The sequence below is a fragment of the Sphaerisporangium rhizosphaerae genome (genome assembly GCF_042665155.1).
Lineage (GTDB): Bacteria > Actinomycetota > Actinomycetes > Streptosporangiales > Streptosporangiaceae > Sphaerisporangium > Sphaerisporangium rhizosphaerae.
The window spans coordinates 136122-153824 of the sequence record NZ_JBHTCG010000020.1 but is presented as its reverse complement, the minus strand read 5'-3'; the positions used below and the strand labels follow the sequence as shown (position 1 = coordinate 153824).

General features: G+C 72.4%; 18 protein-coding genes and 1 pseudogene. 6 read left to right on the top strand and 13 right to left on the bottom strand.

Translation table 11 applies throughout. From position 1 onward, the window contains the following. A pseudogene (locus ACFQSB_RS26235) lies at positions 1–921 on the top strand (hypothetical protein); the annotation flags it as partial. Here the strand turns inward: ACFQSB_RS26235 and ACFQSB_RS26230 are convergent. The 5 genes from ACFQSB_RS26230 to ACFQSB_RS26210 all read right to left on the bottom strand — a co-directional run bounded on the left by ACFQSB_RS26230 (position 896) and on the right by ACFQSB_RS26210 (position 4590). After that, positions 896–1648 (bottom strand): NRDE family protein, encoded by a 753-nt coding sequence (locus ACFQSB_RS26230; RefSeq protein WP_380829610.1) that lies wholly within the window; start codon positions 1646–1648, stop codon positions 896–898. The pseudogene ACFQSB_RS26235 and the gene ACFQSB_RS26230 sit on opposite strands and share 26 nt — an antisense overlap. A 65-nt stretch (positions 1649–1713) precedes the next feature. Then, on the bottom strand, positions 1714–2478 hold the full coding sequence (locus ACFQSB_RS26225; protein ID WP_354845203.1) for an SCO1664 family protein: 765 nt from the start codon (positions 2476–2478) through the stop codon (positions 1714–1716). Then, the gene (locus ACFQSB_RS26220; protein ID WP_354845200.1) at positions 2475–3035 is read right to left on the bottom strand and encodes a DUF3090 domain-containing protein; all 561 of its coding nucleotides are present in this window, start codon (positions 3033–3035) and stop codon (positions 2475–2477) included. The genes ACFQSB_RS26225 and ACFQSB_RS26220 overlap by 4 nt, the downstream gene beginning before the upstream one ends. Positions 3036–3044: 9 nt before the next feature. Beyond that, positions 3045–3758 (bottom strand): histidine phosphatase family protein, encoded by a 714-nt coding sequence (locus ACFQSB_RS26215; protein WP_354845197.1) that lies wholly within the window; start codon positions 3756–3758, stop codon positions 3045–3047. A 10-nt stretch (positions 3759–3768) separates the two neighbouring features. Continuing rightward, positions 3769–4590: an undecaprenyl-diphosphate phosphatase gene (locus ACFQSB_RS26210; RefSeq protein ID WP_380829609.1), complete on the bottom strand. Its 822-nt coding sequence runs from the start codon at positions 4588–4590 to the stop codon at positions 3769–3771. Between the two features lie 154 nt (positions 4591–4744). On the opposite strand from ACFQSB_RS26210, the gene ACFQSB_RS26205 reads away from it, so the two are divergent. Together ACFQSB_RS26205 and ACFQSB_RS26200 are read left to right on the top strand one after the other, a co-directional pair. Then, positions 4745–5695 (top strand): aldo/keto reductase, encoded by a 951-nt coding sequence (locus ACFQSB_RS26205; protein ID WP_380829608.1) that lies wholly within the window; start codon positions 4745–4747, stop codon positions 5693–5695. 188 nt (positions 5696–5883) lie between these two features. Further along, positions 5884–6999 carry a hypothetical protein gene (locus tag ACFQSB_RS26200; protein WP_380829607.1) on the top strand — a complete coding sequence of 372 codons (1116 nt, stop codon included), beginning with the start codon at positions 5884–5886 and terminating at the stop codon, positions 6997–6999. A gap of 165 nt (positions 7000–7164) precedes the next feature. Here ACFQSB_RS26200 and fabI read toward each other — a convergent pair whose 3' ends face one another. Beyond that, on the bottom strand, positions 7165–7929 hold the full coding sequence (gene fabI / locus ACFQSB_RS26195; RefSeq protein ID WP_354845185.1) for an enoyl-ACP reductase FabI: 765 nt from the start codon (positions 7927–7929) through the stop codon (positions 7165–7167). 1 nt (position 7930) lies between these two features. Next, complete coding sequence (gene fabG / locus ACFQSB_RS26190) at positions 7931–8635, bottom strand: 3-oxoacyl-ACP reductase FabG (protein ID WP_354931141.1); 705 nt, start codon at positions 8633–8635, stop codon at positions 7931–7933. A 76-nt stretch (positions 8636–8711) separates the two neighbouring features. On the opposite strand from fabG, the gene ACFQSB_RS26185 reads away from it, so the two are divergent. Together ACFQSB_RS26185 and ACFQSB_RS26180 are read left to right on the top strand one after the other, a co-directional pair. Next, positions 8712–10211: a TldD/PmbA family protein gene (locus ACFQSB_RS26185; RefSeq protein ID WP_380829606.1), complete on the top strand. Its 1500-nt coding sequence runs from the start codon at positions 8712–8714 to the stop codon at positions 10209–10211. Next, a complete protein-coding gene (locus ACFQSB_RS26180; RefSeq protein WP_380829605.1) occupies positions 10208–11575 on the top strand; it encodes a metallopeptidase TldD-related protein in 1368 nt (455 codons plus the stop codon). Before ACFQSB_RS26185 ends, ACFQSB_RS26180 begins: the two co-directional genes overlap by 4 nt. A 139-nt stretch (positions 11576–11714) precedes the next feature. Here ACFQSB_RS26180 and ACFQSB_RS26175 read toward each other — a convergent pair whose 3' ends face one another. Beyond that, positions 11715–11927 carry a dodecin gene (locus ACFQSB_RS26175; protein WP_354845173.1) on the bottom strand — a complete coding sequence of 71 codons (213 nt, stop codon included), beginning with the start codon at positions 11925–11927 and terminating at the stop codon, positions 11715–11717. A 94-nt stretch (positions 11928–12021) separates the two neighbouring features. Between ACFQSB_RS26175 and ACFQSB_RS26170 the strand changes: the two genes are divergently transcribed. Continuing rightward, positions 12022–12333: a DUF3099 domain-containing protein gene (locus tag ACFQSB_RS26170; RefSeq protein WP_354845170.1), complete on the top strand. Its 312-nt coding sequence runs from the start codon at positions 12022–12024 to the stop codon at positions 12331–12333. 223 nt (positions 12334–12556) lie between these two features. Here the strand turns inward: ACFQSB_RS26170 and ACFQSB_RS26165 are convergent, their stop codons facing one another. From ACFQSB_RS26165 to mmsA, 5 genes are all read right to left on the bottom strand, one after another. Continuing rightward, on the bottom strand, positions 12557–12844 hold the full coding sequence (locus tag ACFQSB_RS26165) for a DUF6457 domain-containing protein (RefSeq protein WP_380829604.1): 288 nt from the start codon (positions 12842–12844) through the stop codon (positions 12557–12559). Positions 12845–12869: 25 nt separating this feature from the next. Next, complete coding sequence (mobA, locus tag ACFQSB_RS26160) at positions 12870–13523, bottom strand: molybdenum cofactor guanylyltransferase (RefSeq protein WP_380829603.1); 654 nt, start codon at positions 13521–13523, stop codon at positions 12870–12872. Between the two features lie 103 nt (positions 13524–13626). Then, complete coding sequence (gene moaA, locus ACFQSB_RS26155; RefSeq protein ID WP_380829602.1) at positions 13627–14616, bottom strand: GTP 3',8-cyclase MoaA; 990 nt, start codon at positions 14614–14616, stop codon at positions 13627–13629. A 222-nt stretch (positions 14617–14838) separates the two neighbouring features. Next, a complete protein-coding gene (gene mmsB, locus ACFQSB_RS26150; protein ID WP_380829601.1) occupies positions 14839–16101 on the bottom strand; it encodes a multiple monosaccharide ABC transporter permease in 1263 nt (420 codons plus the stop codon). Beyond that, on the bottom strand, positions 16098–17636 hold the full coding sequence (gene mmsA, locus ACFQSB_RS26145) for a multiple monosaccharide ABC transporter ATP-binding protein (RefSeq protein ID WP_354845155.1): 1539 nt from the start codon (positions 17634–17636) through the stop codon (positions 16098–16100). Before mmsA ends, mmsB begins: the two co-directional genes overlap by 4 nt. Between the last annotated feature and the right edge of the window lie 67 nt (positions 17637–17703).

Below are 17703 nucleotides of genomic sequence, written 5' to 3'. Positions count from 1 at the left end.
GGCCGATCCGCGCAGGCGGGCCCGCCCGGCCCGCCGCCGCAGGCCGGGCTGCCGGGCGGGCCGCCTTCGTCGCCGGCCTTTCCTGCCGCGTCGCAGGCCGGGGGCGCGCCGCCGTCGCCGGGCGGTGACCGGCTCTCCCCGGACCCGGCCGTGGCCGGCCCCCTCCCCCCACTCGGACCCGGCCGGCCGGTCACCGGCCAGAGCGCCGGACAGACCGCCGGTCATCCGGCATTCCCGGCCGGCGCGGACCGGGCCGGCGCGGCGGCGGCCCCGGCATGGCATCTCGGCCCGCCGGGCGAGGGCGGCACGCCGCCCGACCCGGGCGACCGGCGCCCGCTCGCCCGGGAGCGGCTGCGCGGGCGCCGCGACCGGGTGATCGCGGCGGTGGCCGGGGTGGTCGCGCTGGCCGCCGCCGTCGCGATCGTCTCGACCGCCTCCGGCGGGGGGCCGAAGACCCGGTCCCCCGGGGCGGCGCCGCCGCCCCCGGCGCCCGCCACCTCGGCGAACTCGGCGATCCCCGGCGAGACGTCCTCCCCGCCGGTGACCGACGACCCCACCCCGATCCCCTCGCCGGCCAGAACGACGCCGAAGCCGAGCGACAAGCCCGAGCCGACCCCGCGCACGCCGCCGACGCGGGCGGCCAGGCCGCTGCTGCGGGTCAGCCCGGCCCGCATCCGGGTCGCCTCGGACTACATCTCCTACGTGAACATCAAGCTGCGGGCGCCGCGCGGGGCGGTGACCTGGCGCGCCTCCATCAGTGAGGGCGGCGTGCTCAGCACCACGCGCGGCCGCATCAGGGCGGGCAGCTCGGCGACGATCACCGCTTACGGCACCCCGTACTGCAGCACGTCCAAGGTCCGCTTCACCTCCAACGGGGGCAGCAGGACCGTGACGATCATCTGGGGCGGCATCCTGTGCTGAGCGGGACCCGGTACCAGGATGCGGGGTCGCCGGGGCGCGGGCAGAAGTCGTAGCGCGGCTCCCCGGCGCCGAGGGCGACCAGGGTGATCGACGAGGTGCCCCACACGCGCCCGTCCGGCAGCTCCCGGCGGACCACCAGCGCCCTGGGGTCGGAGACCTCCAGCCCCGCCCCCGAGGCCAGCCGCCGCCACCGCTCCCATGCCGGCTCGCCGGCGCCGCCCGCCGACGGGCGCGCGGCCGAGGCGAAGCGCGGCCGGAAGAACGCCACGCGGGGGTCGGCGTCGTCGCTCTCCCAGCCGCTGTTGACCACGATGTGGGTGCCGGCGGGGAAGGTGGCCTCGCTCACGCCGTGGCCGTCCCAGCTCCACAGCCGCACGCCGCCGGGATCGGCGACGAGCAGGTGGAAGGGGTCGTAGCAGGACAGGTCACCCTCGGGTGGCCCGCCCTCGGCGGCCGCCTTCAGCGGCAGGTCGCCGCGGGACCTGCGGATCGGCTCGGGCGCCGCGTCGCCGCACCCGTTCAGCAGCGCCGCGACCCGCGGGCCGCCGGGGTCGACGGCCAGCCAGGTGCCGCCGGCCAGAAGGTCGCGCCCGCCGACCAGGGCGGGGTACCGCGGCCAGTGCGCCGCGGGCGGCTCCCACGGCCGGGTCAGGATCTCGTCCCGCACCCCGGCCAGCACCACCGGAGTCTCCGCGCCGGGTTCGACGCTCACGATGACCGTGCACACGCCCGTTCCCTCCATACCGGTAGAGATGGACACATCTCACGAAGGGTACGGCCCCGGCGGGACGACTAGATGGGCGGCCAGGGAATCGCGGGCCAGTCCTCCGACGGGGAGGGGTGCACGCCGGTGCTGAGCAGGCGGCGCACGCGATCCCAGGTGGCCTCGACCTCGGGGAGCGTCAGCAGCTCGCGCAGCCGCCGGCCGAGCCGGCCCCGCTCGATGTCGCGTTCGAGGCGGGCCAGGACGTTCACCGCCTCGCGCGGCAGGGGCTTGCCGCGCCACTGCCACAGCACGGTGCGCAGCTTGTCCTCGGCGGAGAAGCAGACGCCGTGGTCGACGCCGTAGATGTGCCCGTCGGGCAGGGGAAGCAGGTGGCCGCCCTTGCGGTCGGCGTTGTTGACCACCGCGTCGAAGATGGCCATGCGGCGCAGCGCCGGGTTGCGGCCGCGGATCAGGGCCATGAGGTCGGTCTCGGGGTCGGTGTCGATCCACAGCTGGCACATGCCGGGGCCGAACGGCCCCTCGCGGTAGACGCTCGGCGGCACGATGCGCCAGCCGGTGGCCGCCGAGACCTCGAAGGCGGCGACCTCGCGCGCGGCGAGCGTGCCGTCGGGGAAGTCCCACAAAGGACGCTCGCCCCTGACCGGCTTGTACACGCACTCGGCGACGACCCCGTCCAGGCGGATCGAGCAGTAGAGCGTCATGTTGGTCGCCTCGACCAGCCGGCCGGCGACCTCGATGGTGCCCTCGCGAAGCAGGCGCAGGGCGGTGACGTCGTCCAGCCCGGACGCGCCGGGGATGCTGCTGAGCCGGGGGTCGCTCTCTGCACTCACGTGCGGTCCCCCCGGTGGCCGTTGAGACGCACGCAGATGTGCCCGTCGGCGTCCAGTGGCTGCCCGCACAGCGGGCAGGGCGGACGGCCCGCCGCGACGATCTCGAGTGCCCGCTGGGTGAACGCGCGGGCCTCGGCGGCGGTGATGTGCACGCGCAGGACGGCGGAGTCGGGACGGTCGTCGTCGATCGTCTCTTCTTCCTCTTCCTCGTCGTCGACCTCTTTGGCCTCGATGACCACCTGGGAGGTGTCGGGGTCCCACGCGAGGGCCATGGTGCCGACTCGGAAGTCCTCATCGATGGGCAGGTCGAGGGGGGCCTTGTCGGAGAGCTCGACCGGCGCCATCGCCGGCACCGGGGCGGTGCCGCCGCTGCGGCGCAGCACCTCGTCGAGCAGCTCGTCGAGGCGATCGGCCAGCACCGCCACCTGGAACTTCTCCAGGCCCACGGTCGTCATGCGCCCCTGACCACGGGCTTGCAGGAAGAAGGCGCGTGACCCCGGTTGCCCAACGGCACCGGCCACGAACCTTTCTGGCGGATCGTAGTCGAAGACCGGCATAGCCCGACCTTACGTGGTCCCGGCTCCGCCGCCGACAGCGGCGTCGCTCCCGGTGAAATTTTCTCCCCCGTCTTCCCCCGCCGAACCCTCGGCCGGGGCGGGCGGGGGTAGAAGATTCTCCACCCCGCCGCCTACGTCGTTGACTCTCAGGACGAAAGGACGAAGGGCCGTGTAGCGGATCACGGTGAGGGAGGCGGGGTCGGCCGTGATGCGCTGGAACTGGTCGAGGTGAGCGCCCATCGCGTCGGCGACGATCGCCTTGATGACGTCGCCGTGACTGCACACCAGATAGACGGCCTCGTCGCCGAGCTTGGCGTTCCAGTGGCGCACGGCGGCGACCGCGCGGCGCTGGACGCCGGCCAGCGACTCGCCACCGGGGAACACCGCCGCGCTCGGGTGCTGCTGCACCACCCGCCAGAGCGGCTCCTCGGCCAGTTCCTTCAGCGGGCGCCCGGTCCACTCGCCGTACCCGCACTCGCCGAAGCGGTCGTCGGAGGCGATCTCGAGCCCGTCGCGTCCGGCGAGGATCGCGCGGGCGGTCTCCTGGCAGCGTTCGAGCGGGCTGGAGACGATGGCGTCCAGGCTCAGGGGCGCCAGGCGGGCGGCCAGGGCCTCGGCCTGGGCGCGGCCCGGCTCGCTCAGATGGACCCCGGGGGTCCACCCCGCGAGGACCGGCCCGGTCATCGCGGTGAGACCGTGCCGCACCAGAAGCAAAGTGGTCACAAAGCCAAGCTTATTGGGCCGTGATCACCCCTAGAGACAACAGTGTCAGCAGAAACGCCCCGATGAAGACGCGATAGGTGACAAAAACCATCATGGAGTGTCGCGTGATGTACCTGAGCAACCAGGCGATCGACGCGTATCCCACGACGAACGACACGACGGTGGCGATGATGGTCGGCACCAGGTCGGGTCCGCCGCCCGCGCCGACGTCGCGCAGCTCGAACAGTCCCGACAGCACCACGGCGGGGATGGACAGCAGGAAGGAGTAGCGGGCCGCCGCCTCGCGGGTGAAGCCGAGGAAGAGCCCGCCGGTGATGGTGGACCCCGAGCGCGAGGCCCCCGGCACCAGGGCGAGCGCCTGGAACCCCCCGATGATCAGGCCCTGCCTCAGCGTCAGCTCGCCGATCGGGGTGCGCTGCCGGCCGATCTGCTCGGCCAGCAGCAGGAGCAGGCCGAAGACGATCAGAACGGTCGCGTTGATCCACAGGTTGCGGGCCGGGCCCTCGATCTGGTCCTTGAACACCACGCCGAGCAGGCCGAGCGGGATGGTGCCGAGGCCGATGTACCAGCCCATGCGGGCGTCCATCTCACCGCGCAGCTCCGGGGTCCACAGGCTGCGCAGCCAGGTCCACACGATGCGCACGATGTCGCGCCAGAAGTAGATGACCACGGCCAGCATCGTGCCGAGCTGGATCACCGCGGTGAACGCCGCTCCCGGGTCCCCCCAGCCGAACAGCCGCGGGACGATGAGCAGGTGGGCGGAGCTGGAGATGGGCAGGAACTCGGTGAGCCCCTGCACGATGCCCAGCACGATGGCTTGCAGTGCGTCCATAGTGCGCGCCAGCCTAGGGCAGGCGGGCGGCGCGGGGAGGCAGGGGCGTGCGGGAATCGGTGAGGATCCGCCGGCGCCCCGCGTCGCGCGGGCAAGGCGCGTCGTGCGGTATCGGCCCGGGTGAGAGGTTCCGACACGGTAGCCTGGCCGGATCATGGATCAGCGAATGGTCGGGCGCAGCGGTCTTTCGGTGTCGCGGGTGGGGCTCGGCACCATGACCTGGGGGCGCGACACCGGCGCGGAGGAGGCCGCCGCGCAGCTCGTCGCCTTCGCCGACGCCGGGGGCACCCTGGTCGACACCGCCGACGTCTACGCGGGCGGCGACGCCGAGCGTCTGCTCGGCCGCCTGTTGCGCGACTCGGTGCCGCGGTCGCAGATGGTCGTCGCGACCAAGGCCGTCCTGACACCGCGCGGCCACCGCTCGCGTGACGGCTCGCGCCGCGGCCTGCTGTCCGCGCTCGACGCCTCCCTCGCACGCCTGGGCGTCGACGAGGTGGACCTGTGGCAGTTGCACGCCTTCGACGCCGAGGTGCCGCTGGAGGAGACCCTGGCGGCGGTCGACACGGCCGTCGCCTCCGGCCGCGCGGTGTACGCGGGGGTGTGCAACTACGCGGCGTGGCAGCTCGCGGCGGCGGGCGTGTGGCAGCGCTCGGCGCCGGGGCGCGCGCCGATCGTCTCGGCCCAGGTCGAGTACTCCCTGCTGGCAAGGGATCCCGAGCGTGAGGTGCTGGCCGCGGCCGAGCACGTCGGCGCCGGAGTGCTGGCCTGGTCGCCGCTCGGGCGAGGGGTGCTGACCGGCAAGTACCGCGTGGGCATCCCCGCCGACTCGCGGGCCGCGACGCCGCACTTCGCCGACTTCGTGCAGCCCTACCTCGACGAGCGGTGCCGCCGGGTCGTCGAGTCGGTCACCACGGCGGCCGAGGGGCTCGGGGCGTCGCCGCTCGCGGTGGCGCTGTCGTGGGTTCGCGACCAGCCGGGCGTGGCGGCGGCGATCGTCGGGGCACGCACGCACGCCCAGCTCAAGGGGGTGCTGCAGGCGGAGGAGCTCACGCTGCCCGTGGAGATCCGTGAGGCGCTCGACGACGTCTCGGCCGTCGACCCCTGATACGCCCGCCCCCGGCCGCCGCGGCCGGGACCGGCGGCCATCGAACAGGAATGCGGCTCGCGTATCACTACTCGGTACCGAATCGCACCTTGTCATGGAAAGACCGGCGTGGTGCCACACACGATGGTCATGAGGACCGCGGGAGGGGAGCCCGCGTCTTCTTCGCATGCGCAGACGATGGAGGGACCATGCGCAAAAGCACGACCGCCATCTCGGCGGGAGCGCTGACGCTGGCGCTGGCGAGCGGAACCGCGCTGCTGGTGGCCGCGCCGGCGGCCGGCTCGGCGACGGGCGCGCACGGCTGCGAGCGGGGCGGGGCGGCCCTGTCCGGCCTCACCGGAGGCGTGTGCGACCTGCTGGACCAGGTCGGCGTCCCCGGCGCGGACGCCGACGATCCGGTGACCGACGCCGTGAGCGATCTGACCGGCGACGCGCTCAAGCCCGTGACCGACAAGGTCGGAGACCTCGCGGACGACGCGCTCGAGCCCGTGACCGACACCGTCTCCGACCTCGGCGGCGACGGGCTGAAGCCCCTGACCGACGCAGTCTCCGACCTCGGCGACGGGCTGAAGCCCCTGACCGACCAGGTCGAGAAGACCGCCGACAAGCTGACCGGCCGCGGGCACCGGTCCTCGCCCACGGCCGCGCCGGCCTCCCCGGACACACCGGACACACCGGACGCGGACCCGTCACCGTCGCCCGGCGAGGCGCGCGACGGCTCCGGCGACGACGACCTGCTCGGAGTGCCGATCGACACCGACTGCCTGCCCCTGGTCGGCTCGGCCGACTGCGGGGAGGAGGGGGCCCCTTCGACGTCCAAGCCCCCCACGGGCACGGACGCGGACCGTTCCACCCCCTCGGCCGCTCCGTCCGCCACGCCGCGCGGAGGCGGCGACGACGGTGACGACGACGGTGGCGCCGGCGGCAAGGACCGCTCCCCAGGCGAGCCGCCGGCCGGGCAGCAGGGCCCGCCGCAGATCGTCGACCGGCCCGGCCCGCCGGTGGACCGTGCCACACCCGCGGCCCGCGCCTCCCACCCGCCGTCCGCCGACGTGGAGTCGCCGCCGCTGGTGCCGCTGTGGCCCGGCCTGCCCCTGCCGTCGCTACTGGGCGACCCGCGGGCCCGCACCGCCGTGCCGGAGAGGCCCTACGACGTCGTGGGGACGGCTCTGACGGCCGTGCTGCTGGCCTCGGCGATCCTCGCGGCCCGCATCGTGCAGTCGCGGCGGGACTCCGACGCGCCGAGGTCGATGCCCTTCGAGGGCATGAGCCACCCCGACAACGGACGCCACCGCCTCGCCTGACCGGCCCGCCGCGCGGCGGGATGGAAGTGCGAGCGGTCACCCCGCCGCGCGGCGGGGCGGAAACGAGCGGTCACCCCGCCCCGCGGCGGGGCGGGGGTGCGGGCGGCCGTCTCCGGCCCGCCGCGGAGCCGTACGGCCGGCTCCGCGGTCTCCCTGCTTCCTCCGTCAGGCGCCGATGGCGTGGACGCCGCCGTCGACGTGGACGATCTCGCCGGTGGTGGCGGGGAACCAGTCGGACAGCAGCGCGAGGCATGCCTTGGCGGCGGGCACCGTGTCGGTGAGATCCCACCCCAGGGGGGCCTTGGCCGGCCAGCTGTCCTCGAACTCGGCGAAGCCGGGGATGCTCTTGGCGGCCATGGTGCGCAGCGGCCCGGCCGCCACGAGGTTCACCCGGATGCCGTGCTTGCCGAGGTCGCGCGCCAGGTAACGCGAGCAGGACTCAAGGCCGGCCTTGGCCACGCCCATCCAGTCGTAGACCGGCCACGCCTTGGTGGCGTCGAAGTCGAGGCCGACGACGGCGCCGCCCTCCTTCATCAGCGGCAGGCAGGCGACCGCCAGCGACTTGAACGAGTAGGTGGAGACGTGGACGGCCGTGGCGACGTCCTCCCACGAGGTGTTGAGGAAGTTGCCGCCGAGGGCCGTCTGCGGCGCGAAGCCGATCGAGTGCACCACGCCGTCCAGACCGCCGAGGTGCTCGCCGACGCGGTCGGCGAGCGTGTCGAGGTGCTCGGTGTTCTGCACGTCGAGCTCGATCACCGGCGGCGGCTCGGGCAGGCGCTTGGCGATGCGCTCGACCAGGCTGAGCCGGCCGAAGCCGGTGAGCACGATCGTGGCGCCCTGCTCCTGGGCCAGCTTGGCGACCGAGAAGGCGATGGAGGCGTCGGTGAGCACGCCGGTCACGAGCAGGCGCTTGCCGTCGAGGATTCCCATGTCAGTGCCCCATTCCAAGGCCGCCGTCCACCGGGATGACCGCACCGGTGATGTAGGCGGCGTCGTCGCTCACCAGGAACTTCACCACGCGCGCGATGTCCGCCGCGGTCGCGGCGCGGCCGAGCGGGATGTTGCGCGTGATGGCGTTCTGCTGGTCGGCGTCCAGGGCGGCCGTCATGTCGGTCTCGACGAAACCGGGCGCCACGATGTTGACGGTGATGCCGCGCGACCCGAGCTCGCGGGCCAGCGAGCGGCCGAAGCCGATGAGGCCGGCCTTGGAGGCGGCGTAGTTGGTCTGGCCCGCCGAGCCGAGCATGGCGACGACGGAGGAGACGAGCACGATGCGGCCCCGGCGCATGCGGAGCATGCCGCGGGTGGCCCGCTTGGCGACGCGGTAGGCGCCGGTGAGGTTGGTGTCGATGACGTCGGTGAAGGCGTCTTCCTTCATCAGCGGCAGCAAGGTGTCCCGGGTGACACCGGCGTTGGCCACCACGATCTCGACGGGCCCGTGCTCGGCCTCGGCCTTGGAGAAGGCCACGTCGACGTCTTCGGAGCTGGTGACGTCGCACTTCACACCGAACAGCCCCTCGGGGGGCTCTCCGGAGCGGTAGGTGACTGCGACGGCGTCACCGGCGGCGGCCAGCTCGCGGGCGATCGAGAGACCGATCCCGCGGTTGCCACCGGTTACGAGTACTGATCGAGGCATGGGCACGACGCTATCGCTTACTCGCAGGTAAACCCATATCCGCCCCGTACAAGATCACAGGGCTAGGATCGTGGACATGCGCCAGATCGATCCCGACTTCCTCGCCCTTCCGCTCAGGCGGCTGGCGGACGCGGCCCTGCAGCGCGCCCGAGAGCTCGGCGCCGCACACGCCGACTTCCGGCTCGAACGGGTGCGCGGCGAGACGCTCAGCCTGTTCGACTCCCGCCTCGAGGGTTCCATGGACGCCGACGACCTCGGCTACGCCGTCCGGGTGATCCTCGACGGCACGTGGGGCTTCGCCGCGGGCATCGAGCTGACGCCGGAGGCCGCCGCCGAGGTGGCCGAGCAGGCCGTCAAGGTCGCCCGGGTCGCCGCCGCCGTCAACCGCGAGCCCGTCGCGCTGGCCCCCGAGCCGGTGCACGAGCAGGTCACCTGGGTGTCGCCCTACGACGTCGACCCCTTCTCCGTGCCGATGAAGGACAAGGTCGCCCTGCTCGCCGACTGGTCGGCCGGCCTGCTGAAGGACCCTCGGGTGGACCACGTCTCCGCCTCGCTCATGCAGGTCAAGGAACAGAAGTTCTACGCCGACACCGCGGGCACCGAGGCCACCCAGCAGCGGGTGCGCATCCACCCGGTGCTCACGGTGATGCGCGTGGCCGACGGCCGCTTCGACGACATGCGCACGCTCGCGCCGCCGACGGGGCGCGGCTACGAGTACCTCACCGGGACGGGGTGGGACTTCCCCGCCGAGCTCGCCACGCTGCCCGAGCTGCTGGAGGAGAAGCTCAAGGCGCCCTCGGTCGAGGCGGGGATGTACGACCTGGTGATCCACCCCTCCAACCTGTGGCTGACGATCCACGAGTCGATCGGCCACGCCACCGAGCTCGACCGCGCGCTCGGCTACGAGGCGGCCTACGCGGGCACGAGCTTCGCCACCTTCGACCGTCTGGGCACCCTCGAGTACGGCTCGCCGATCATGCACGTCACCGGCGACCGCACCGCCGAGCACGGCCTGGCGTCGGTCGGGTACGACGACGAGGGCGTGGCGACGCGCCAGTTCGACATCGTGCGCGGCGGCACGCTGGTGGGTTACCAGCTCGACCGGCGCATGGCGCTGCTGAAGGGGCTCGGCCCCTCCAACGGCTGCGCCTTCGCCGACTCCCCCGGCCACTTCCCGCTCCAGCGGATGGCCAACGTCTCCCTCCAGCCCGCGCTGGACGGCCCCTCGACCGACGAGCTGATCTCGCGGGTCGAGCGCGGCATCTACGTCATGGGCGACAAGAGCTGGTCCATCGACATGCAGCGGTACAACTTCCAGTTCACCGGCCAGCGGTTCTACCGCATCGAGGGCGGCCGGCTCACCGGCCAGGTGCGCGACGTGGCCTACCAGGCCACCACCACCGACTTCTGGCGGTCCATGGAGGCCGTCGGCGGCCCGCAGACCTACGTGCTGGGCGGCGCCTTCAACTGCGGCAAGGGCCAGCCCGGCCAGGTGGCGCCGGTCAGCCATGGGTGCCCCTCGGCCCTGTTCCGCGGGGTCAAGATCCTCAACACCGTTCAGGAGGGTGGAAAGTGACTCCCCAGGAGACCGTCGAGCGCGCCCTTGCCCTCAGCAAGGCCGACGAGTGCGTCGTGATCGTCGACGAGGGGTCCACCGCGAACCTCCGCTTCGCCGGCAACACGCTGACCACCAACGGCGTGGCCCGCTCCTCCCAGCTCACCGTCATCTCGATCACCGGTCAGGGCGTCGGCGTCGTGTCGCGGTCGGCCGTGCGCCCCGACCAGCTCGCCGACGTGGTCACGGCGGCCGACCTGGCCTCCCACGAGGCGCCGCCCGCCGAGGACGCCCGGCCGCTGGTGGCCGGCACCGGCTCGCAGGGCTGGGACGATCCCGCCGCGTCCACCTCGATCGAGGTGTTCGAGCGGTTCGCGCCCGCGCTCGGTGAGGCGTTCGCCGGGGCCGAGACCGCCGGGCACCGGCTGTACGGCTTCGCCGAGCACATCGTCACCTCCACCTTCCTCGGCTCCTCCAGCGGCCTGCGGCTGCGTCACGACCAGCCGACGGGCCGGCTGGAGCTCAACGCCAAGTCGCCCGACATGACCCGCTCGGCGTGGACCGGCGTGGCCACCCGCGACTTCGCCGACGTGGACGTCGCCGCGCTGGACGAGACCCTCGGACGGCGCCTCGACTGGGCGAAGCGCCGGGTCGCCCTGCCCGCGGGGCGCTACGAGACGCTGATCCCGCCCACGGCGGTCGCCGACCTGATGATCTACCTGTACTGGTCGGCGGGGGCCAGGGACGCCGCCGACGGCCGCACGGTGTTCTCCCGTCCCGAGGGCGGCACCCGCGTCGGCGAGTCGCTGTCGGCCTCGCCGGTGCGGCTCTACAGCGACCCCGCGGCCTCCGGCATCGAGTGCGCGCCGTTCGTCGTCGCCCACGCCGGCAGCCGCGAGCGGTCGGTGTTCGACAACGGGCTGCCCCTGGCGAGCACCGACTGGATCCGTGACGGGTCGCTGTCGGGGCTGCTGCAGACCCGGCACTCGGCCGAGCTGACCGGGCTCGCGCCGACCCCGGCGATCGACAACCTGATCATGGCGGGGCCCGAGGGCGGGCGCTCGCTGGAGGAGATGATCGCCTCCACCGACCGCGGCCTGCTGCTGACGTGCCTGTGGTACATCCGCGAGGTGGACCCGCAGTCGCTGCTGCTGACCGGCCTCACCCGTGACGGCGTCTACCTGGTGGAGAACGGCGAGGTGGTCGGCGAGGTGAACAACTTCCGGTTCAACGAGAGCCCGGTCGACCTGCTGGGCCGGCTCACCGAGATCGGCCGCGAGGAGCAGACCCTCCCCCGCGAGTGGAACGACTACTTCACCCGCACGATCATGCCCCCGGTGCGGGTGTCCGACTTCAACATGTCGACGGTCAGCCAGGCGAGCTGATCCGCCTCCCCCCGGTGCCGGGCGTCCGGCGCCGGGGCCGCCGCCGTCCCGCGAGGAGCCCTCGCGGGACGGCCGGGCCGCCTCAGGGGCCCGGCGGGGCCGCGGGCGGCCTTGCGGCGCCCGCGGCCCCGCGGGCCTTCTAGGAGTCCTCCAGGCGGAAGCCGACCTTCATCCCCACCTGGTAGTGGCCGATCTCGCCGTCCAGGATCTGCCCGCGCACCTCGGTGACCTCGAACCAGTCGAGGTGGCGGAGGGTCTGGGAGGCCCTTCTGATGCCGTTGCGTATCGCGTGGTCCACGCTCTCGGGCGACGTGCCGACGATCTCGGTCACGCGGTACGTACGATCGCTCATCGATCTCTCCTTAGCGTCGGCCTTGATCGTATGACGCCCGCCAGGCCCGTGGCCGCCGTCAGCGCCGAGGAGTTGGCGGACTAACGTGGTCGGTGTGAGGTTTCGGCGCGACCGCACGGTCGTACATGAGGTCACCAACGCGAGGCCCTCGCTAACGGCCGACATCGGCCGCAGGGAGAAGCGTTATTTCATCCAAATGGGCATACGCACCATTTGTCTCATTCTCGCCGTCGTACTGGACGTCCCCTGGCCTGTCAGGGCGCTATTCGTGGCCGGGGCGATCTTCCTGCCCTACATCGCCGTGGTCGGGGCCAACCAGCCGAACACCGGCGTGAGCTCGACCTTTGATGAGGAAGAACCTAACCAAACCGAGATACCACGCCACCGACGCGAGATCGGGTCGTGACAAACTCTTGACGCACCCCATGGGTTGTAGGTGTACGCTTTAAGCAAGCGCTCTGGTCCCCCGTCGGAGCGCTCGTGCCGGCGTTCCGGGCCCCCGTCGGAACGCCGATGAAGCGACGCCGGGTGGTTTGCCCCCGTAACCACCCGGCGTCGCCCATTTCCGGATAAAACTCCTGGTCAAACCGCGTAGGCGCTCTTCTCGCACGCGCCGGCGCGATGCCGGCTCACCGGTCGCCGAGGGTCTCCGCCGTCGCCTGCCCCCAGTTCCCGGCCAGCGCCGACAGCCGCTCGGCGGCCTGCGGCGGCGCGGTGCCCGCCCCCTCGGCCAGGCCGAGCAGGTACGCCGTCAGCGGCGCCGCGGGACGGGCCACCCCGTGGGCGACGTCCCTGGTCAGGTCGAGGACGGCGTCCCTGTCGATCTTCTCGGGGTCGATGCCCAGTTCTTTGCAGACCAGCGCCGTCCACTCGGCGAGCACGTTCATGTGGTCCCTCTCGTCGTGTTCGTCGTGCACCTTTCACACCTTCGGCGAGCATCCCTCACGGACGCTCGCCCGCCGCCCCGGCGCCGGACGGCGGTCCGGCGGCCCGGCGGCGCGGCGCCCGCCTCCTGGCGGCCTCCACGTCGTCGATCGTGTCGCAATCGAACCACGGATCACGGCCGTCGTCCGCCACCGGCGGTCGCAGCCGCGCCGGGGCCAGCGGGCCGAGCAGCCCGTACAGCGATCGCCCCTGGTAGCCGTCCAGGGCCCTGGACAGGGTCTCGGCGTGCCAGACGCCGGTGAGCCACTGCTCGCGGCCCTCGTCGTCGGCCAGGACGGCCCCGGCACCGCCCCGCGCGGCCGACAGCAGCGCCGTCACGTGCTCGGGCAGCAGGAAGGGCAGGTCGGCGGCCAGCAGCGCCACCCAGGGCGCGCGCACCCGTGCCAGGCCCGCGCGCAGGGCCGGCACCGGGCCGCCGCCGGGCGGGTCCTCCCGGACGAACTCGGCGCGCGGCAGCCCGGGGCGCGGCGGGCCGACCACGACGAGCCGGGCGGCGCCGGGCACGGCGGCGGCGACCCGCTCGATGAGCGTCAGGCCGCCGACGGAGACGCCGGGCTTGTCCTCCCCGCCGAGCCGCCGCGCCCGTCCCCCGGCCAGCACCACCGCGTCGTACGGCGGCACATCCGGCACCACCGCGTCGTACGGCGGCACCCCCGGCACCACGGGGTCACGCGGCGGCCCGGACGGCGGTACGGGCTCACGGGCGGCCGGGCCGGGGAGGTCGTGCGGCGGCCCGGACGGCGCGGCGCCCAACTCAGCCGCCGATGGCCGACATGGGACGGGAGGGCTGCAGGAAGCTCGGATCGTCGATGCCGTGGCCGGCGCGCTTGCCGCGCACCGCGGCGACCCACCGCAGGGCCAGTTCGTCGTCATCGGCCCCCGAGCGCAGGGCCGCGCGCAGGTCGGACTCCTCGGTGGCGAACAGGCAGTTGCGGATCTGGCCGTCGGCGGTCAGCCGCACGCGGTCGCAGGCGCCGCAGAACGGCCGGGTCACCGAGCCGATGACGCCGACCCTCGCCGGCCCGCCGTCCACCAGGAACACCTCGGCCGGGGCGCTGCCCCGCCCCGCGGGGTCGTCGGGGGTCAGCGTGAACTCCCGCGACAGGATCGACAGGATCTCGTCGGCGGTGACCATGTTCTCGCGCCGCCAGCCGTGCTGGGCGTCGAGCGGCATCTGCTCGATGAAGCGCAGCTCGTAGCCGTGCTCCAGGCAGTAACGCAGCAGGTGCGGCGCCTCGCTGTCGTTGACGCCTCGCATGAGGACCGCGTTGACCTTCACCGGGCGAAGGCCCGCGGCGTCGGCCGCCGCCAGGCCCGCCAGGACGTCCGGCAGGCGGTCGCGGCGGGTGAGCCTGGCGAACGCCTCGCGGTCGAGGGTGTCCAGCGAGATGTTGACCCGGTCGAGGCCCGCCTCGGCCAGGGGGCCGGCCAGGCGCGTCAGGCCGATGCCGTTGGAGGTGATCGACAGTTGGGGCCGGGGGCGCAGCGCGGCGGAGCGCGCGACGATGTCGAGCACCTCGCGCCGCAGCAGCGGCTCTCCCCCGGTGAAGCGGATCTCGGTGACGCCGAGCCGCTCGACGCCGATGGCCACCAGGCGGCAGATCTCGTCGGCGGTGAGCAGCTCGGGCTTGGGCAGCCAGTCGAGCCCCTCCGGTGGCATGCAGTAGGCGCACCGGAGGTTGCACTTGTCGGTCAACGAGACCCTGAGGTCGGTGGCCACTCGCCCGAACGAGTCAACGAGCACCGGGGGGCCTCCTGTGGTTGCGCGAACGTTCATCGGCGGAATCGGTCAGCCGACGGCGAAGCTGTATACGATTTTCACAGTAGCCGTCGCCTCCGACGAAACGCCCCGTGCCCCGCCGCAATTCCGCGCCCTTAGGGGTCGCCGTGTGACGCCGCTCTTCTCCCGCGACGAAGATGGGCGGCGCCCCGCGAGAGGGGCGCCGCCCATGCGGCTCGCGGCGCCTTACTGGGCGGTGCCCGAGCGGCGCTTGGTCCACACGTCGAAGGCGACGGCGGCGAGCAGGACGACGCCCTTGACCAGCATCACGCGCTCGCTCGGCGCGCCGATCAGCGACATGCCGTTGTTGATGACACCCATGATCAGGCCGCCGGTGATCGCGCCGATCACCTTGCCGACGCCGCCCTGGACGGCCGCGCCGCCGATGAAGGCCGCGGCGATCGCGTCGAGCTCGAAGGAACCGCCGGCCGTCGGGCCCGCCTGGTTGAGGCGCCCGGCGAAGATGATGCCGGCCAGGGCCGACAGCACGCCCATGTTGACGAAGATCCAGAAGACCACCGACTTGACCTTGACGCCGGACAGCACCGCCGCCTGCAGGTTGCCGCCGATGGCGTAGATGCGACGGCCGAACACCGCGCGGTTGGTCACCATCGAGTAGCCGAGCACCAGGGCCGCCAGCAGCACCAGCACCCAGGGCAGGTTCTTGAAGCGGGCGAGCTGCACCACGATGGCCAGGACGACGACCGCCGCCGCGATGATCTTCAGCAGGAAGACCGGCAGCGGGTCGACGCTCTGGCTGTACCTCTGCCGCGCGGTGCGCGTACGCCACTGCGAGACGGCCATGCCGGCGACCGCGATGATGCCGACGAGCAGGCTGAACAGGTCGGCGCCGCCGAGCGGGCCGAGGCCGATGTTGCCGAGGTAGCCGTCGGTGAAGCCGTTGGCCAGCGTGCGCACCTGGTCGGGGAAGGGGCCGATGCCCTGGTTGCCGAGGACGGTGAGGGTGAGCGCCCGGAACAGCAGCAGGCCGGCGAGCGTGACGATGAACGCCGGGATGCCGAAGTAGGCGATCCAGAAGCCCTGCCAGGCGCCGATGAGCGCGCCCGCGATGAGGGTGAGCAGCACGGCGAGCGGCCAGGGAACCCCGTAGTTGACCATCAGCACCGCAGAGATGGCCCCGGTGACGGCCACCACCGATCCGACCGACAGGTCGATGTGCCCGGCGATGATGATGATGATCATGCCGATGGCGAGGATCAGGATGTAGGAGTTCTGGACGATGACGTTGGAGATGTTCTGCGGCTCCAGCAGGGCGCCGTCGGTGAGCACGGCGAACAGCACGACGATCAGCGCGAAGGCGATGTAGATGCCGCTCTGCCGGATGTTCAGCGAGACGCCGAACAGCGAGGCGCGCCCGGGAGGCTGCGCGGGTCCGGCGTCCTTTCCGCCGGGCGCCACGGCGGCGTCGGTCGGGGAGATGCTGCTCATCGGATCTGCTCCTGTCCCTTCATCATGTAGTGCATCAGGCGCTCCTGGGTCGCGTCCTCACGCGCGACCTCGCCGGTGATGCGGCCTTCCGAGAGCGTGTAGATCCGATCACACAGACCTAGCAGTTCGGGCAGTTCAGAGGATATGACCAGGATCGCCTTGCCCTGGTCGGCCAGGCGGTTGATGATCGTGTAGATCTCGTACTTGGCGCCCACGTCGATGCCCCGGGTGGGCTCGTCGAGGATGAGCACGTCGGCGTCGGTGAAGATCCACTTGGAGAGGACGACCTTCTGCTGGTTGCCGCCGCTGAGCTTGCCGGTGACGCTGAGCACGCTGGGGGCCTTGATGTTCATGCTCCCGCGGTACTCGTCGGCGACCCGGTACTCCTCGTTGTCGTTGATCCAGCCCCGCTTGGCCAGCCTCGCCAGGTCCGCGGCGGAGATGTTGCGCTTGATGTCGTCGATGAGGTTGAGCCCGTAGCGCTTGCGGTCCTCGGTGGCGTAGGCGATGCCGTGGTCGATGGCGTCGCGCACCGAGCGGATCTCCACGGGCTTGCCGTCGCGGTAGACGCGCCCGGAGATGTCCACCCCGTAGGAGCGGCCGAACACGCTCATGGCCAGCTCGGTGCGCCCCGCGCCCATCAGTCCGGCCAGACCGACGATCTCGCCGCGCCGCAGCGTCATGTTCGCGCCGGAGACGACCTTGCGCCCGCGCTGCGTGGGGCTGTAGACCGTCCAGTCCTCGATGCGCAGCGCCTCCTCGCCGATCTTGGGCTCGTGCGGCGGGAAGCGGTTCTCCAGGTCGCGGCCGACCATGCCCGAGATGATGCGGTCCTCGGTGACCTGGTCGGCCTTCATGTCCATGGTCTCGATCGTGCGCCCGTCACGCAGAATGGTGATCGAGTCGGCGATCGCGATGACCTCGTTGAGCTTGTGCGAGATGATCACGCAGGTGATGCCCTCGTCGCGCAGCCCGCGCAGCAGGTCGAGCAGGTGCGCGGAGTCCTCGTCGTTCAGCGCGGCCGTCGGCTCGTCCAGGATGAGCAGCCGCACCTCCTTCGACAGCGCCTTGGCGATCTCGACGAGCTGCTGCTTGCCGACGCCGATGTCGGCGACCGGGGTCACCGGGTTGTCCGGCAGGCCGACGCGCTGGAGGAGCAGGCCGGCCTCGTGGTTGGTGCGGTTCCAGTCGATCAGGCCGCGCGTGGCGCGCTCGTTGCCCAGGAAGATGTTCTCGGCGATCGAGAGCTGCGGGCTCAGCGCCAGCTCCTGGTGGATGATCACGATGCCGCGGTGCTCGCTGTCGCGGATGCCCGCGAAGCGGCACGGCTCGCCCTCGAAGAGGATCTCACCCTCGTAGGAGCCGTGGGGGTACACGCCCGACAGCACCTTCATCAGCGTCGACTTGCCCGCCCCGTTCTCGCCGCAGATCGCGTGGATCTCGCCTCGGCGCACGGACAGGTTGACGTCCTGGAGCGCCTTGACTCCGGGGAACGTCTTGGTGATTCCACGCATCCGCAGGATGTCGTCGGTCATGTGGTTTTCCGTCCCTTGGGGGAATGTCACGGCGCGGTGCGGCGCCGTGACCACGGCGCCGCACCGC

Coding starts and splice junctions, on each gene's coding strand:
- ACFQSB_RS26210 (WP_380829609.1), bottom strand. CDS start 4,590: ATGGACGCACTGCAAGCCATCGTGCTGGGCATCGTGCAGGGGCTCACC.
- fabG (WP_354931141.1), bottom strand. CDS start 8,635: ATGCCTCGATCAGTACTCGTAACCGGTGGCAACCGCGGGATCGGTCTC.
- ACFQSB_RS26175 (WP_354845173.1), bottom strand. CDS start 11,927: ATGAGCGATCGTACGTACCGCGTGACCGAGATCGTCGGCACGTCGCCC.
- ACFQSB_RS26200 (WP_380829607.1), top strand. CDS start 5,884: ATGCGCAAAAGCACGACCGCCATCTCGGCGGGAGCGCTGACGCTGGCG.
- fabI (WP_354845185.1), bottom strand. CDS start 7,929: ATGGGAATCCTCGACGGCAAGCGCCTGCTCGTGACCGGCGTGCTCACC.
- mmsA (WP_354845155.1), bottom strand. CDS start 17,636: ATGACCGACGACATCCTGCGGATGCGTGGAATCACCAAGACGTTCCCC.
- ACFQSB_RS26205 (WP_380829608.1), top strand. CDS start 4,745: ATGGATCAGCGAATGGTCGGGCGCAGCGGTCTTTCGGTGTCGCGGGTG.
- mmsB (WP_380829601.1), bottom strand. CDS start 16,101: ATGAGCAGCATCTCCCCGACCGACGCCGCCGTGGCGCCCGGCGGAAAG.
- ACFQSB_RS26185 (WP_380829606.1), top strand. CDS start 8,712: ATGCGCCAGATCGATCCCGACTTCCTCGCCCTTCCGCTCAGGCGGCTG.
- ACFQSB_RS26220 (WP_354845200.1), bottom strand. CDS start 3,035: ATGCCGGTCTTCGACTACGATCCGCCAGAAAGGTTCGTGGCCGGTGCC.